Genomic DNA, 16,139 nt, shown 5'->3' with positions numbered 1-16,139 from the left:
CATTTATACATTCGTTTATTAGAGTTTGCGAGCTCAATTTATTTATAAAATAGATATAAGGATATGCAGTGAAAAGTTTAGTTAAAAAGCCCACATTTATGCCTTCTATGCTCGCAGGAGCACTTTTGACGGCGCTAAGTGGTTATGCTGTTGCTGATGATCAAGGTGAAGTGTTGGAAATGGAACGTATGGTTGTTACTGCAACCCTTACCCAACACTCAGAATTGACCGCACCAGCTTCTGTTTCGGTTATTACCGCAGAAGACATCTCAAAGATGCCAGTGAAAGATATCTCAGAAGCGATTCGTAGTGCGACGGGTGTGAGTGTTTTGAGCAGCACCGCTTATGGTCGTAATACTATCCGTATTCGTGGTTTGGATTCCAAGCACACGCTAATCTTGATCAATGGTCGTCGAATTAACTCACAAGATGCGCTTATTCGAGGTAATGACTTTGACCTATCGAGTATCCCTTTAACGGCGATTCAGCGTATTGAAGTGGTTCGTGGCCCGGTTTCTTCCCTTTATGGTTCTGAGGCCATGGGTGGTGTGGTGAACGTGATCTTGAAATCACCAACGGAAGAGTTATCCGGCTCGGTTGGTCTTGAATACGAGAGCATTCTTGAAGGTGACGGTGGTGATGGCCTGAAAGGTCATGCTTACGCGAGCGGCGAACTGACGCAAAATGTAGAAGGCAGCATCATTGTTGAAAGCTCTACACGTGACCCTTGGCGCACAGACACAAATCCTAATTTTGATGCGCTAGAGCAGAAAGACACGACCAATGTGTTTGGTGAGGTCGCATGGCAATTAACCGAAGAACAGCGTTTGATTGCGGATGTTATCTACACCAAAGATGAGCGTGAAGCAGATTGGGTTCACCCTCGTTCAGGCCCTCAAACGAACACACAAGACTCGACGCGCTGGAACTACGGTTTAACGCATGAAGGCGCTTGGGACACGGTAGATTCACAAGTACGTCTCTACGGTGAGAGCATGCAACTTGACGATGCAAGTACGGCTTACACTAACGGCGCTGCGGATGTCGACTTACAAAATAATACTCTCGATTTCAAACTTTCTGGTTTGTGGCGAGATTCGCATGAGTGGGTATTCGGTGGTGAATACCGTACTTCTGAGCTGAAAAACAGCCGTGATGTTCCATCTGGTGATATCGATAACTACCAAGGTGCGGTATTTGTTCAAGGTGAATTTGATCTCGACAAACTGGCGCTGACATTGGGTGGCCGTCAAGATTTTCATGAGGTCTATGGCAGTCACTTTAGCCCGCGTGCTTATGCCGTTTACAGCATCACCGATGAGTTTGTTTTGAAAGGCGGTGCTGGTGGTGGCTTCCGAGCTCCTGGCATGATGGAAAGCAGCGACCAAGTTCGCGTAATCAGTTGTGGTAACCGTTGTTGGTTAACGGGTAATGATGATCTTAAACCGGAAGAATCAGAAAGCTACGAAGCAGGTCTTGCGTACGAATCAACATCAATGGGCGTAGGTCTGATGTACTACTACACGGACTTGAAGAACAAGATCGAACGTGACCTAACCAAGGTTGTTGGTATGGATGGCCCTATGCCAATCTTCACTTACCAAAACATCGGTAAAGCGGAGATCAAAGGTATTGAGCTTGAAGGTTGGTATGACATTACAGACAGCATCAACCTGAAAGGTAACTACACTTACACGGACGCTAAAGACAAGAGTACAGGTGATACGCTCATGCAAACACCTGAGCATCTAGCGAACCTGGACGTCAATTGGGAAGTGTTTGATTCATTCACAACGTTTGCTCGTGTGAATTACATCGGTGAACAAGTGATCACGAACCTAAGCCGTGAAAATAAAACGGTGGATGGTTACACGCTAGTCGGTCTTGGTGTGGGTTACGATTTCCAACAGTTGAACCTTAAAGCGGGTTTAAACAACATTTTTGATGTCGAGTTGGACGATGAAGACGATTACTACGGCTACTCTGAAAAAGGCCGTAGTGCGTATGTAAGCGCAACGTACTTGTTCTAATCGAAACGAAGATCGTGAATCTCATTTAGCAAAACAGCCTCTATCGAGAGGCTGTTTTTTGTTTGAGTCAAACACTCGTAAATTCGTAATTAGCCTTATTGCTCAGCTTCGAATTATCTCACCATTTCCGTTACTTTAACTTGTGTGATCCGATTGCTCTTGACCTGCAACACGTCAAATTGCCACTGTTGATATTCAACGGTTTCTCCTTGAGCAGGCACGCGGCCAATTAACCAAGTCAGAAAACCATTTAAGGTTTGGAAGCCCTCGCTTTCTTCTCCCTCAATGCTGCTGAGCTCAAGTTTGTATTTCAGCTCATTCATCGGAATCAAGGCGTCCATTATCCAACTGCCGTCTTTCTGTTTTTTCGCCCAGATTTGCTGTGGTGCCATGCCTAACTCACCAGCGATAGATTTGAGCAAATCGTAGTGTGTCACTAGGCCCTGTACGTCGCCATATTCGTCAACGATAAAGACCATTTCGGTGCTGGTTTGTTGCATGTAGTTGAGCAACGGTAGCCCTTTCATGGACTCAGGAACAAAACGTGAACGTTTGAGTAATTTTGCTAACCGCGATATTGATAGCTCGTCATACTCATCGAGCAACGCTTTAGAAGAAATGGTCCCAATGATGTTATCTAAGCCGCCTTTACATACCGGCCAAACGGAATGCTGAGTTTGACGTAAATTCTTCAGTATTGCATCGAGAGGTAAATCCAGATCGAGATAGTGAATGTCACAGCGTGGTGTCATTAAAGAGAGCGCCAAGCGGTCATTCAAGTGCAGAAGGTTACGGATCATCAGCTGTTCCTGAGGCTCGATTGCACCACATTCAGAACCTTCACTGACCACAGCAAATATATCTTCTTCTGTTACGATTTCACCGGTGTGGTTTTGGCGTAGCAATCTCAGTAAAGACTCTGTCGATAGCGTCAGTAACATGACAAACGGAGTCGTTAACTTGGCCAACCAATGAATAGGGTAGGCCACAAGAACAGCAATACGCTCTGCGTTGTTTTGAGCGAAGCGTTTCGGAACTAGCTCACCCACTACGATTGCAAAGTAGGTGATCACGACGACGACAATGGCGGTGGCAAGGATGGTGGCGACCTCTCGTTCTAGGCCTTGTGCGACAAGCCAATGCTCAAAGGGAACTGAAAGGGTGGCTTCACCAAAAATACCGCTGAGGATACCAATCACGGTGATGCCGATTTGGATTGTGGAGAGGAATTGCGTTGGGTTGTTTTTTAATTGCAGAGCGAGGCGGGCAGAAGCGCTGTGTTGGGCAAACTTTTTCAGTCGGCCGCTTTTGGCTGTGACTAACGCTATCTCAGACATGGCAAAAACACCATTAAGCGCTATTAATCCAACCAGTAATAAAATATCCATGAAGTTTTCCAGTGATGCACACTCTTGCAGCATAACGAGGTTCAAGGGGAAGAAATGTGAGGTGGTCAATAAATCATCACGCTGTAACAATCAGATGCCTTATTAAAAGGATAGAATTTGCTTATCGTCTCCGGCTTGTTCAGGTATGAATGATTCTGTTACTTAGTTCGGATTCTGATACACTACGCGCCCATTTCCTCTGTTGAGACTTTTCTATGCCATTTTCTAAGCTTGGTTTAAGCGCACCTATCACTGATGCAGTGAAGGCGCTGGGTTATGAAAAACCGACTTCTATCCAACAAAAAGCCATTCCGATTGTTTTGCGTGGCAGCAATTTGATTGCCGCAGCACAAACTGGTACCGGTAAGACTGCTGGCTTTGTACTACCAATCTTAGAAAAACTCAGCAAAGGGGAAACTCAGCGTAAGAAGCGCGCTCGTGCGATCATTTTGACCCCGACACGTGAGTTAGCACTTCAAGTACACCAGAGCATCGAGGCATACGGCAAAAACTTATCGCTTCGTTCTATGGCGATGTTTGGTGGTGTGGATTATGCGCCACAGAAACAAGCGCTGATTGAAGGCGTGGATATTGTCGTAAGCACGCCAGGCCGTTTGATTGACCTTTACGGCCAACGTGCCATTCACTTTGATGAAGTGGAAATGCTGGTTCTGGATGAAGCCGATAAGATGTTGGATATGGGCTTTATCGATTCGATTGATAAGATCGTCGATTGCATGCCAGAAGACATTCAAAGCTTGTTGTTCTCAGCGACGCTATCAAACCCAGTTCGTGACTTGGCGAAAAACGCTATCGTTGACCCTGAAGAGATCACCATTGCGAAGCACAGCGCATCTAAGTCGAACATCAAGCAGTGGATCACTACCGTTGATAAAGACATGAAGTCGTCACTACTGAGCCATATGCTGACGGAAAACGACTGGTCGCAAGTGTTGGTGTTTATCGAGACAAAACACGGCGCGGCGAAGTTGGTTTCTCAACTAGAGAAGCGTGGTATCGTGGCAGAGGCGTTCCACAGTGGTCGTAACCAACGGGTTCGCCAAGAGTTGATTGAGCAGTTTAAAGCGGGTGAAATCCAGTACTTAGTGGCAACGGGTGTTGCGGCGCGTGGTATTGATATCGACAACCTACCTGTTGTTATTAACTACGACTTGCCATTCCCAGCGGATGAATATGTTCACCGTATTGGTCGTACTGGCCGTGCTGGTGCACAAGGTGAAGCGATTTCACTGGTATCAAAAGATGACTTCAAAAACCTATGCATGATTGAAAGCCGTCTGGGTCACTTGCTTGAACGTGTGGAAATCGAAGGTTTCACACCAAGAAAGCCTGTGCCAATTTCTATCTTGAACTACGTACCAAAGAACAAACGTAGACCACAAGACAATGATCGTCCTCGTCGAGACAACGCTGACAAGCGCGATTAAAAATAATCCTTGTTAAAGACGCAGAACTAAAAAAAGAAGCCGCATTTCGATGCGGCTTCTTTGTTTTTTACAACCCTGTTCAAGCTAGGTGGGTTCAGGTTCTGTCTGTCTAGTTCGCTTTCGCTAAACGTCGCTGAATGAACTGAGGTTCTGTGCGCATACCCATCACTAGACTGACACACATAACCAATAGAATGATGGTGAATGGCAGACCAGTTGAAATCGTACCGGCTTGCAGGGCTTGAATTGCTTCTGTACCACCAATCCACAGTAGAACAGCCGCAATAGCACCTTCTATGGTTGCCCAGAAGATACGTTGTGGTACTGGCACATCCACTTTACCACCAGCGGTAATACTATCGACAACCAGCGATGCAGAGTCTGACGAGGTAATAAAGAACACCATGATCAGAACAATCGAAATGACAGACAAAATCGAGCTCATTGGCATTGCTTCATAAGCATAGAATAGTGACAGTGTTAGGTCGGTAAGCCCATTCGTACCAAGCTCTCCCACTTTGTTCATTACTTGGTCTATCGCAATGCCACCAAATGCGGACATCCAAATTAGCGTTATGAGCGTCGGAATTAAAATCACAGCAGTAAGGAATTCGCGAACCGTACGTCCTTTTGATACTCGTGCAATGAACATACCCACACATGGTGACCATGAAATCCACCAAGCCCAGTAGAACACCGTCCAACCGTGCATCCACGCTTCATCTTCTCGGCCATACGGGTTGCTAAGAGGAATAATGTTCTCAACGTAACCCATTAGCGTAGTCGGGATAGTACTCAACGCGACGGCAAGACCCGCTAGGATAACAAAGACCAATAGAGCAAAAGCCATAGTAAGGTTGATGTTGCTCAGCACTTTTACGCCGCCATCGATTCCTCGAATGACCGACACAACCGCAAGTGTAGTAACGAAAGCGATCACCCCAAGTTGCATTCCAATGCCACTTTCAATGCCCATCACATGCGCGATACCGCTTGCAGCTTGCTGCGCGCCTAGACCTAACGAGGTTGCTAGACCAAAGAGTGTTGCGAGCACGGCCAGAACATCAATCACATGGCCAAACCAACCCCACGTGCGATCACCAAGCAGTGGGTAAAAGACGGAACGGATTGAAAGTGGTAGGCCTTTATTAAAGGCAAAGAAAGCCATAGACAGTGCAACAACGGCGTAGATTGCCCAAGGGTGCAGACCCCAGTGGAACATGGTTGCCCCAAGTGCGACTTGTTTGGCTTCTTCTGTAAATGGCGTTACGCCAAGTGGAGTCTCGTACCAACCTGTAAAGTATGCGACAGGTTCGGCAACGCCCCAAAACATGAGACCGATGCCCATGCCAGCAGCAAACAACATCGCAATCCAAGAAATGTTGGAATGTTCCGGCTTTGCGTTCTCACCGCCAATGCGGATCTTGCCAAAAGGAGAAAAGATCAAACCAATACAGAAGATTAAAAAGATATTGCCAGCCCACATGAAGAGATCATCAAAGCTTCCGATGATCTGCCATTTGACACCATCAAGGCTTGCTTTTGCCGTGGCTGGGTCGACGAGCAGAAGTGCGATTAAAAAAATAATGATCAAGCCAGCGCTGGTGCCAAAAACAGGGTTATGAACATCAAATCCCCACTTTTGAACGTTGTCTTGGCCGACCGTGTAGTCAGTATTATCAATACTGTACTTATCCTTAGTTGTAGACATCATCCCTCTCAAAACTACTTAGAGTACAAACTAATTTGTCGGCGCGCACTATAACAAACGTCAGAGTAAATGGCTAATTTGTTGATGAAAAGATCAACTTGGTTGGTTTTTATACGTGCAAAAAGCAAAGAACACGAAATAATTTTCGGGATTGATAGTCTTTACAAATAAAGCATCTGTCAAAAATATATATTGATAACTGTGTGAATAGCATGAGTGTGAGTCAGTTAGCTATTGTTCTGATTTAATTGACAATAAGTAGGAAAACTCACCAGTTGCGTCTACGCTTTAAAAAGTTTTTGTGCGAATGTTTCAGTTAATCTTCTGTCAATTTTCTGTCGTCTAGTTTGCAGATGATAGGGAATAGGCGCAGACTTTCGCGCTTGCTATTCAACGCATAAATGAGGCACAAATGAAAACGGGTGATAAGCAATTTGCTGTAATTGGTCTAGGTCGTTTCGGCTTAGCCGTGTGTAAAGAACTGCAAGATTCTGGCTCACAAGTTTTGGCGGTAGACGTTAATGAAGATCGTGTAAAAGAAGCGGCGAGTTTTGTTAGCCAAGCCATTGTTGCAAACTGCACTCATGAAGAGACGGTGACCGAACTTAAGCTTGATGACTATGACATGGTCATGATCGCCATCGGTGCTGATGTTAATGCCAGCATCCTCGCCACTTTGATCGCGAAGGAAGCCGGCGTGAAATCCGTTTGGGTGAAGGCAAACGACCGCTTCCAAGCTCGCGTACTGCAAAAAATTGGTGCAGACCACGTGATCATGCCAGAGCGAGACATGGGTATCCGCGTTGCACGTAAGATGTTGGATAAGCGTGTGCTGGAGTTCCACCCTCTGGGCAGTGGCTTGGCAATGACTGAGTTTGTCATTGGCTCTCGTTGGATGGGCAAAACCTTGGGCGAACTGGCTTTGTGCAAAGTGGAAGGTGTTCAAGTGCTGGGCTTTAAGCGTGGTCCAGAAATCATCAAAGCGCCTGAGCTCACCACGACATTAGAAATTGGTGACCTTATTATTGTTGTCGGCCCTCAAGATAAATTAGCAAGCAAGCTGAAATCATTATGAGCCAATTTCACCAGAGAGGCGTGTTCTACGTCCAAGACGGCAAACGAGATAAAGCGAAAGGTGGCGAGCCGCGCATTATATTGCTGAGCTTTCTCGGTGTGTTATTGCCTTCTGCTGTTTTGCTAACCTTACCTATGTTTTCGGTGACCGGTCTGTCGATTACCGATGCGCTATTTACTGCGACTTCTGCCATCAGTGTGACGGGGCTTGGGGTCGTTGATACGGGGCAACACTTCACCTTGGCCGGTAAGATTTTGCTGATGTGCTTGATGCAAATCGGTGGGCTAGGGCAAATGACGTTATCTGCGGTATTGCTTTATATGTTTGGTGTTCGCCTTAGCTTGCGCCAACAAGCCTTGGCAAAAGATGCCTTAGGACAAGACCGTCAGGTTAACTTGCGTAAGCTGGTTAAGAAAATCGTGGTGTTTGCCCTGATCGCAGAAACGATAGGTTTTATTTTCCTTTCTTTCCGTTGGGTGCCTGAAATGGGTTGGCAAACGGGGATGTTCTACGCACTGTTCCATTCTATCTCTGCGTTCAACAACGCCGGATTTGCATTGTTCTCAGATAGCATGATGAGCTTTGTGAATGACCCAGTGGTGATCTTTACGTTGGCGGCATTGTTCATATTCGGTGGTTTGGGTTTCACTGTTATTGGTGACTTGTGGTTGCATTGGCGAAAAGGTTTTCACTTTTTGCACTTGCATACCAAGATCATGTTGATTGCGACCCCCGTATTGCTTGCCGTTGGGACCATCATGTTCTGGTTATTGGAAAGACACAATCCGAACACAATGGAATCTTTGCCTGTAGCGGGGCAGTGGTTAGCGGCGTTCTTCCAATCTGCCAGCGCACGTACAGCGGGTTTTAATAGTGTCGATCTAGCACAATTTACTCAACCAGCTTTGCTGGTGATGATTGTATTGATGCTTATCGGTGCAGGTTCTACCTCAACCGGCGGTGGTATTAAGGTGTCTACTTTTGCTGTCGCGTTTATGGCGACATGGGCGTTCCTTCGTCAGAAAAAGCATGTCGTCATTTTCAAACGTACCGTCAATTGGCAAACCGTTACTAAGTCGCTTGCGATTATTGTTGTGAGCGGGGCTATTCTCACGACGGCAATGTTTTTGCTCATGCTCACCGAGAAAGCCGACTTTGATAAGGTGATGTTCGAGACGATTTCTGCTTTTGCGACTGTTGGATTAACTGCTGGTTTGACGGCTGATCTTTCTGAACCAGGCAAGTACATCATGATAGTAGTGATGATCATTGGTCGTATTGGTCCACTGACACTGGCTTATATGCTAGCGCGTCCAGAACCAACGCTAATCAAATACCCAGAAGACAATGTCTTAACTGGTTAGTAATAGATCTGTTATCAGCAAACGATTACGCGAGTATGGCGGTTTAACTGCGCTCGCGTTTTTTATAAATACGCTGCAGAAATGAGAATAATTTCGATTTATTTGCATTAGTAGTATTTCAATCCTTAACGATTTCTGTACTATCCCATAGTTCTTTCATATACAACTTGTTGTTTTATTTGCGTATGGAATGCGTAATTCGCGCATCGAACTCATGGAGCCGTAGTTTGAAGTTCAAGACACTAGCACTCACCATGCTGGCCGCTTTCGTATCTGGTCAAAGCATGGCAACCACCCCTCCTTCCCCCAATTGGCGAGTAGTCGCCCTAAGCGATGGTACTTCTAGTGATGTGATTCTGCGTGGTAGCGCAAGTTTTCACTGGCACGAAGATAAACAAGGTAATGCGCTGATCAAACAGGGTGAGACTTGGTTTTACGCCCAAATTGAACGTAAATCCGATCGCCCTATTTTGGTTTCAACGGGTGTTGAAAAGACACAAGCAGCCACTGCACCTGCCATTGCAAAAAATCGCCCAAGCGTCTTGCTCAAGCAGTCGATGTCTTCATTGAAAGGCATAGAACCAAGAGCGCGCGCCAATATGATGCGCCAAGCTCAGGGAATTCAAGCGATGAGTGGGGCGAGTGTTAAGCAGCAACCACTATTGGTTGTCGAAGTGTCCTTTAATGATCAAGCGATGGTGCATGATTTCCAACCTTTGGTGTTTGGTGAAAATCGTCAAAGTGTGGTGGATTACTACGACAAGAACTCGAAAGGGCAATATCGTGTTGTTCCAGCCGTTGAAACATACGGGACGGAAAATGATGGTGTGATCGGTGTTAGCGTTAACCAAAACCACCCAGATTGTAACAGCAGTTTTGGTGGTGATGCGTGTGATGTAAAGACCAAGGCCGTTTTTGCAGAGGCCTATCAAAAATTGGACCCGTACTTAAACTTGGCCCAATACGATGTCAATGACAACGGGCGTATTGACCCGACAGAACTGTCAGTGATGTTTATTTTTGCTGGTGGTGACCGTTCGACAGACTATCTTGATCGTCCATCAATTTGGCCGCACAAATTCTCTCATGATGATGTAACCATCGACGGTAAAACGATCACAGAGTATTGCGTGTTTGCTGATTTCCAAGTGACGCATCAATCGACATTGGGAGTGATCGTTCACGAACTTGGTCATCTTATGCTTGGTTTACCGGACCTATACTCCTACAACGGTTTGGCCTCTATTGGTCAGTGGGGAGTGATGGGCGCTGGTTCATGGGCGATGAAACCAGGGGACAGCTATGCTGGCGATACCCCCGTTAATATGAGTGCGTGGAGCAAGCATGCCGCTGGGTTTGTCGTACCAGAAATTGCCCAAACGGACGAATCTTCCTCGGTATCGAATGGCGAGGTAGAGCTGGTTTACCTTGATCCTTACTTAAAAGAACATGGCCCTCGCGTTTACCTTGAAAATCGTACCCATGTTGATTACGACCGTGCATTGGCAGGAGAAGGTGTTCTCGCTACGTCGGTGAATATCTTGAATCCTTTCAATGGTGCTGGCGATATGCAGGTGCAAATCATGCAAGCCGATGGTGAGCGTGAGCTTGAGTGGGGATTCCCAAGTGACAGTGGCGATTTGTACCCAAATGGTGCTACGGCTATCTCTGATTTCTCTATTCCTAGCTTGAGTAGTATTACGGGATACAACACTGACGTCACTATTTCGAATATTACGAGTAACGCCAGTAGCGCGACCTTCTCATTAACGATGCCAAATGAGCCAAATAAATCGGCTTGGAAAAATTCGTTCTATCGAGGCTATGTGATGTCGGGAACGGATAACGCGTTGGGCATTTCTATTGACCTCAAAGCCGCATCGCAACTTGATGGCCTTCAGGTTTACGCCACGTTAGACAGCTTTGAGAATTCGATGAATTATAAGGTGTGGCGTTTTCCATCAACAGGTTTAGAAACTTACAGCCTGTGGTTAGAGGAAAGTGAAGCTCAGTTGCTACAAGAAGGTTCTTTGCAAGGTTCCTCACGTATTCTTTTTGATCAACCTAGTCAGCTAAGTGCGGGTCATCACTTGCTAGTCGTTGAGCTTGAAGGTGGGCGTTTTGAAACTAATTTCAATTTTGAAAGTGCGTTAGCGACAGAATTGCAATCTCAACCAACGATGTGGGCTGGTCGCAGCAACGCGATTTACGCAAATGGTTTAACGAGACAAAGCTTTTCTTTCATTCCTTTCGCCGCCTTATTTGATATCGACACAAACAGCCTTGTTGAAGCAAAAGCCGATATCATTGAAACCGATAAGAATGTTTCTGTTGATCTGAACTTAATGGACAATGACTTTGTTGCTCCAGGTTATCAATTTAATGTTGAATACACGCAGCAACCGACACATGGATCTATTAGTGGGAATAAATACCAACCACAGATGGGCTTTGTAGGGACTGATCGTTTCCAATATCGTCTTGTTTCTTCTGATGGTGCATTGAACTCGGCATCAGTCACCGTTCAAGTGACAGTGAATGGTCAAAATGAAGCGCCAACCGCGAGTATTGACGTTAATACCAGCAGCATGAGTGTTGATGGCAAAGGAAGCTTATCAGCGGCATCGAGTACGGACCCAGATGGCGATACGCTTGAATATACGTGGGTACAAACCTCCGGTACGGCAGCAACATTGACGAATACAAGCAGCGCAGACGCAAGTTTTAGTGTCGTTCAAGGTACGAAAGCCGGTGAGGTTCTAACGTTCCAAGTGACGGTCACCGATCCAAGCGGATTGTCTTCAAGTGCAACAGTCGATGTTGAAGTTGAGAATACTGCGCCGGTGACGCAACCAGACTCTGCCAGTGTTGAAGCGGGTAAGAGTATTGTGATTGATGTGTTGAGTAATGATTCGGATTTCAATGGAGACACACTCATATTGCAAAGTGTAAATAACTTGTCTGGAGACGGCTCTGCGAGTGTCCTTAACGGTAAAGTCGAATATCAAGCACCAGATGATGAAGTCGCGAACGTTCAGTTGGAATACACTGTTTCTGATGGCATGGGTGGTACTACCAAAGGATCCATCAATGTTTCCGTCGTGGCTTCAGTTAAGAGTGTCGATTTCAAAAAATCTGACAGTGGCGGTAGTGTCTCTTATTGGGCATTAATGTTACTGGCGCTACTTGGTTGGCGTCGCCGTACTTAATTGATGTTTCAAAGCCACTCTTTTGAGTGGCTTTTTTCTGTTCATTCTTATTCCAACAATGTACTCATCGATCTTTTTACTATGAGATGAGTTTCACCTTTATTTTTGTACGCCTTCTATTCTTGAGGCGTAATCTATGGCTAGGTATTTATAAAAGTAAGGATATTTTTATGTCTGATAATCGGTTTTCTGTTGCGGCTATTTGCCAAGAAGCAGTAGTAATGGTCAGAGCAAATCTGCTCGCGATAGTTGTCGCTTGTATTCCTTTGATCGTGGTTCACACGATCTTTATTACCCAATACCAAGAAGCCCTAGTTCAAGGATCGCAAGAGCCTGACTTTTCTAACTTTGGTGCTGGTTTCTTTATTACGACTTTCCTTTTGTACCCTCTGGTTGCGGCAATGGCGGCGGTTCGCATCCACCGTATTTATCTTGCTCATGAATACATGCGTTCTGTTCTCGATGTGATGCGCTTATCCATGCGAGAGTTACGGTTTATTGGCTGGTGGGTTTTGTTCGGTTTATCAATGGGCTTGATCATCGCGTTACCAATATTTCTCGTGACGTTTTTTATCGTCTTTGAAGGCGGAGAGATCAGTGAGTTCACAATGAACCTTGTTACCTTGCTGCTGAGTGTTCCGGGATACTGGGTTCTTTCCCGTTGGTCCTTAGTGTTACCTGCAACGGCGTTAGATCGTGAACCGAGAAGCCTTGGTAATGCATGGCGACAAAGTCGTCCTTTCAACAAGCAGATTTTTATTTTGATGGGGCTAATTCCTTTGGTTGTGGGATCGGTTAGTCAATTTGTGTTCGCTGAGTTCACCCATCTTTTCGCATTGGTCGTATCTGGCGTTATTTTCGGTATTTTTGGAGCCTTCCAAATCGCACTTCTATCTTTGAGTTATCGAACGATTCTGGATATCGAACGCGCTCAGTTTAAGGGTGTTCCAGACTCTCAGAGCGATGCTTACGAGTTTCGAGGGTAAGTCATCATGGCAGCCCCGTTAACGATGCTGTAAAGCGGGGCCGCTTCTTTTTACTCCTTTCGCTAAAGTGGTTTCTTTGATCTGCTCTTTCTGAAATACCCATGAATAATTCGTGGCTGAAAGCTATGGCATACAGGGCGTATACTTTCTAACAGGAAGCCGTATTTGAGGAACCATCATGCCTATCTTAGAAGGTGTCAATTTCACCCATCGATTTAGTGAACTACCATCTGCGTTTTTCACCTATGTTACTCCGCAGCTCTTAGACAATACGCGTTGGGTAGTGTGGAATGGCGAGTTTGCTCAACAGTTTGGTTTACCAGTGAAAGAGAGTGACGAGCTTTTGAAGGTATTTTCTGGGCAAACGGATTTTGTGCCTTTCGCGCCTTTAGCAATGAAGTACGCAGGTCATCAGTTTGGGGTTTATAACCCGGACTTGGGGGACGGTCGCGGCTTGTTGTTCGCTGAAATGCAGCACAATGATGGCACTTGGTTTGATATTCACCTCAAAGGAGCAGGGCTTACCCCGTACTCGCGAATGGGGGATGGCCGAGCGGTACTACGTTCTACTATTCGTGAATATCTGTGCAGTGAAGCGATGGCTGGGTTAGGCATTCCGACCACCAGAGCATTGGGTATGATGGACAGCGATACCCCCGTTTATCGCGAGAAGATGGAATATGGTGCGTTGTTGATTCGCGTAGCAGAAACGCACATCCGTTTTGGTCACTTCGAGCACTTCTTTTATACCAATCAACTTGCTGAGCAAAAGCTGCTCGCTGACAAAGTGATTGAATGGCACTTCCCTGCGTGCTCCCAAAAGGAGAAGCCATACGCAGCTATGTTCGAGTCTATTGTGGAGAAAACCGCAGAGATGATTGCCTACTGGCAGGCTTACGGTTTTGCGCATGGCGTGATGAACACCGATAACATGTCGATACTCGGACAAACTTTCGACTATGGCCCGTTTGGCTTCCTCGACGATTATGATCCAAATTACATTTGTAACCATTCAGACTACCAAGGTCGTTATGCGTTTGAGCAGCAGCCACGCATCGCGCTGTGGAACTTATCTGCCTTAGCGCATGCATTATCGCCGTTGGTGGTGCGAGAAGATCTTGAAGCGGCGCTTGGTAAATTTGAAGTTCGCCTGAGCCAGAAATTCAGTGCACTGATGCGAGCCAAACTCGGTCTCCATACTAAGGTGGACGAAGATGGACGTTTGTTCGAAGCTATGTTTGAGCTGTTGAACCAAAACAAAGCTGACTACACTCGCTTCTTCCGTGAGTTGTCTAATCTCGATGTTAAGTCGCCTCAAGCTGTGATCGATTTGTTCCTTGATCGCGAAGCCGCTAATGCATGGGTGGATTTGTATCTTGCTCGCTGCGAATTAGAGGTTGATGAACGAGGTGAGTGTGTTAACGCAGCCACACGATGTGGACGCATGCGTCAAGTGAATCCGAAATACATCTTACGTAACTACCTTGCGCAGCTTGCCATTGATAAGGCAGAGGAGGGAGATTTCAGTGAAGTAAATCGTCTCGCTGAGTTGCTAAAGCACCCATTTGATGAACAGCCAGAGTTTGATGATTATGCCAAGTTACCTCCAGAATGGGGTAAGACGATGGAAATCAGCTGCTCTTCCTAAAATGTGTCATTTCCCACCCATAGAACCTGTTCTCGTGGGTGGATTTAACCCCTTATCTTCACCATTGATTATTCTTTATTATTTAAATTACTGAATAATAGGGATTAATTAACTTGGCCTGCAACTTGCTCCTTGTTGAACATCCGTACCCATCACCTTCTACCCATTTAGGTACTCATGGAAAGGATGGGATGTGATTCAACAAGGAGAATAATAATGTTTAAACCTCTAACCCTTCTGTCTGTCTCTGCTCTTGCTGTCACTAGTTTTAACGCTGCCGCAAATTGTGACCCTGGTGAAACCGTCATCAAGTTCAGCCACGTAACGAACACTGATAAACACCCGAAAGGCATTGCAGCTTCGCTGCTAGAAAAGCGCGTGAACGAAGAGATGAACGGCAAAGTCTGTATGCAGGTTTTCCCTAACTCGACACTGTACGATGATAACAAGGTGCTTGAAGCGCTCCTTAATGGTGATGTTCAACTCGCTGCCCCTTCTCTTTCAAAGTTTGAGAAATTCACCAAAAAGTACCGCATCTTTGACCTTCCTTTTCTATTCGAAGATGTGGCGGCTGTTGACCGTTTCCAAAACTCAGAATCTGGCGAGAAGCTAAAGAACGCAATGAAGCGTCGTGGCTTACAAGGTCTCGCTTTCTGGCACAACGGTATGAAGCAGATGTCTGCCAACAAGCCATTAATGCTGCCAAGCGATGCCGAGGGGCTGAAGTTCCGCGTGCAAGCATCCGACGTTTTGGTCGCTCAGTTCGAGCAACTTGGTGCGAACCCGCAAAAAATGTCATTTAAAGAAGTGTACGGCGGTCTTCAAACCAAAGTTATAGATGGTCAAGAAAATACGTGGTCGAACATTTACGGTAAGAAGTTCTTCGAAGTACAAGATGGCATCACTGAAACCAACCACGGCATTCTGGATTACCTTGTTGTAACGTCAAACGACTTCTGGAAAAAACTCCCAGATGATCAACGCGAGCAGCTCAATACCATCATTCAAGAGGTAACGACTCAGCGCAATGCAGAATCGACACAAGTTAACCTTGCGAATAAGAACAACATCATTGAAGCGGGTGGGGTAGTTCGAACTCTAACGCCTGAGCAACGCCAAGAATGGGTGACTGCACTTCAACCTGTGTGGAAAAAGTTTGAGAAAGACATCGGCACCGATCTTATTGATGCCGCAATAGCGTCTAACCAACAATAAATATTACACGAGCACTACGATTGGCCCTCATGTACTCAGCGTTCTGAGGAAGAGGGCCCTTTTCT

10 protein-coding genes are annotated in these 16,139 nt (G+C 45.9%); 8 read left to right on the top strand and 2 right to left on the bottom strand.

Going from position 1 to position 16,139, the window contains the following annotated elements; all coding sequences use genetic code 11:
* The first annotated feature begins 68 nt into the window (after positions 1–68).
* The gene (locus tag ATB76_RS15455) at positions 69–2,030 is read left to right on the top strand and encodes a TonB-dependent receptor (RefSeq protein WP_061035630.1); all 1,962 of its coding nucleotides are present in this window, start codon (positions 69–71) and stop codon (positions 2,028–2,030) included.
* A 113-nt stretch (positions 2,031–2,143) separates the two neighbouring features.
* Here the strand turns inward: ATB76_RS15455 and ATB76_RS15450 are convergent, their stop codons facing one another.
* Positions 2,144–3,451, bottom strand: a complete 1,308-nt coding sequence (locus ATB76_RS15450; protein ID WP_061035629.1) for a hemolysin family protein — start codon at positions 3,449–3,451, stop codon at positions 2,144–2,146.
* 182 nt (positions 3,452–3,633) lie between these two features.
* On the opposite strand from ATB76_RS15450, the gene ATB76_RS15445 reads away from it, so the two are divergent.
* Positions 3,634–4,866: a DEAD/DEAH box helicase gene (locus ATB76_RS15445; protein WP_038865578.1), complete on the top strand. Its 1,233-nt coding sequence runs from the start codon at positions 3,634–3,636 to the stop codon at positions 4,864–4,866.
* Between the two features lie 109 nt (positions 4,867–4,975).
* Here ATB76_RS15445 and ATB76_RS15440 read toward each other — a convergent pair whose 3' ends face one another.
* On the bottom strand, positions 4,976–6,577 hold the full coding sequence (locus ATB76_RS15440; protein WP_061035628.1) for a BCCT family transporter: 1,602 nt from the start codon (positions 6,575–6,577) through the stop codon (positions 4,976–4,978).
* A gap of 412 nt (positions 6,578–6,989) precedes the next feature.
* Here ATB76_RS15440 and ATB76_RS15435 point away from each other — a divergent pair, with 412 nt between their 5' ends.
* From ATB76_RS15435 to ATB76_RS15410, 6 genes are all read left to right on the top strand, one after another.
* Positions 6,990–7,652 (top strand): TrkA family potassium uptake protein, encoded by a 663-nt coding sequence (locus ATB76_RS15435; RefSeq protein ID WP_038865576.1) that lies wholly within the window; start codon positions 6,990–6,992, stop codon positions 7,650–7,652.
* Positions 7,649–9,016: a TrkH family potassium uptake protein gene (locus ATB76_RS15430; protein ID WP_061035627.1), complete on the top strand. Its 1,368-nt coding sequence runs from the start codon at positions 7,649–7,651 to the stop codon at positions 9,014–9,016. The genes ATB76_RS15435 and ATB76_RS15430 overlap by 4 nt, the downstream gene beginning before the upstream one ends.
* 227 nt (positions 9,017–9,243) lie before the next feature.
* Positions 9,244–12,225 carry a M6 family metalloprotease domain-containing protein gene (locus ATB76_RS15425; protein WP_061035626.1) on the top strand — a complete coding sequence of 994 codons (2,982 nt, stop codon included), beginning with the start codon at positions 9,244–9,246 and terminating at the stop codon, positions 12,223–12,225.
* A gap of 170 nt (positions 12,226–12,395) precedes the next feature.
* Positions 12,396–13,211: a hypothetical protein gene (locus ATB76_RS15420; protein WP_061035625.1), complete on the top strand. Its 816-nt coding sequence runs from the start codon at positions 12,396–12,398 to the stop codon at positions 13,209–13,211.
* A 178-nt stretch (positions 13,212–13,389) separates the two neighbouring features.
* Positions 13,390–14,859 (top strand): protein adenylyltransferase SelO, encoded by a 1,470-nt coding sequence (locus ATB76_RS15415; RefSeq protein WP_061035624.1) that lies wholly within the window; start codon positions 13,390–13,392, stop codon positions 14,857–14,859.
* Between the two features lie 216 nt (positions 14,860–15,075).
* Positions 15,076–16,074: a TRAP transporter substrate-binding protein gene (locus tag ATB76_RS15410; protein ID WP_038865570.1), complete on the top strand. Its 999-nt coding sequence runs from the start codon at positions 15,076–15,078 to the stop codon at positions 16,072–16,074.
* Positions 16,075–16,139 lie beyond the last annotated feature (65 nt).

The sequence above is a fragment of the Vibrio sp. MOR3 genome (genome assembly GCF_001557775.1).
Classification (GTDB): domain Bacteria; phylum Pseudomonadota; class Gammaproteobacteria; order Enterobacterales; family Vibrionaceae; genus Vibrio; species Vibrio jasicida.
The sequence above is the reverse complement of the archived record's forward strand: the minus strand, read 5'-3'. Positions and strand labels throughout refer to the sequence as shown.

Coding starts and splice junctions, on each gene's coding strand:
- ATB76_RS15410 (WP_038865570.1), top strand. CDS start 15,076: ATGTTTAAACCTCTAACCCTTCTGTCTGTCTCTGCTCTTGCTGTCACT.
- ATB76_RS15450 (WP_061035629.1), bottom strand. CDS start 3,451: ATGCTGCAAGAGTGTGCATCACTGGAAAACTTCATGGATATTTTATTA.
- ATB76_RS15415 (WP_061035624.1), top strand. CDS start 13,390: ATGCCTATCTTAGAAGGTGTCAATTTCACCCATCGATTTAGTGAACTA.
- ATB76_RS15420 (WP_061035625.1), top strand. CDS start 12,396: ATGTCTGATAATCGGTTTTCTGTTGCGGCTATTTGCCAAGAAGCAGTA.
- ATB76_RS15430 (WP_061035627.1), top strand. CDS start 7,649: ATGAGCCAATTTCACCAGAGAGGCGTGTTCTACGTCCAAGACGGCAAA.
- ATB76_RS15440 (WP_061035628.1), bottom strand. CDS start 6,577: ATGTCTACAACTAAGGATAAGTACAGTATTGATAATACTGACTACACG.
- ATB76_RS15445 (WP_038865578.1), top strand. CDS start 3,634: ATGCCATTTTCTAAGCTTGGTTTAAGCGCACCTATCACTGATGCAGTG.
- ATB76_RS15435 (WP_038865576.1), top strand. CDS start 6,990: ATGAAAACGGGTGATAAGCAATTTGCTGTAATTGGTCTAGGTCGTTTC.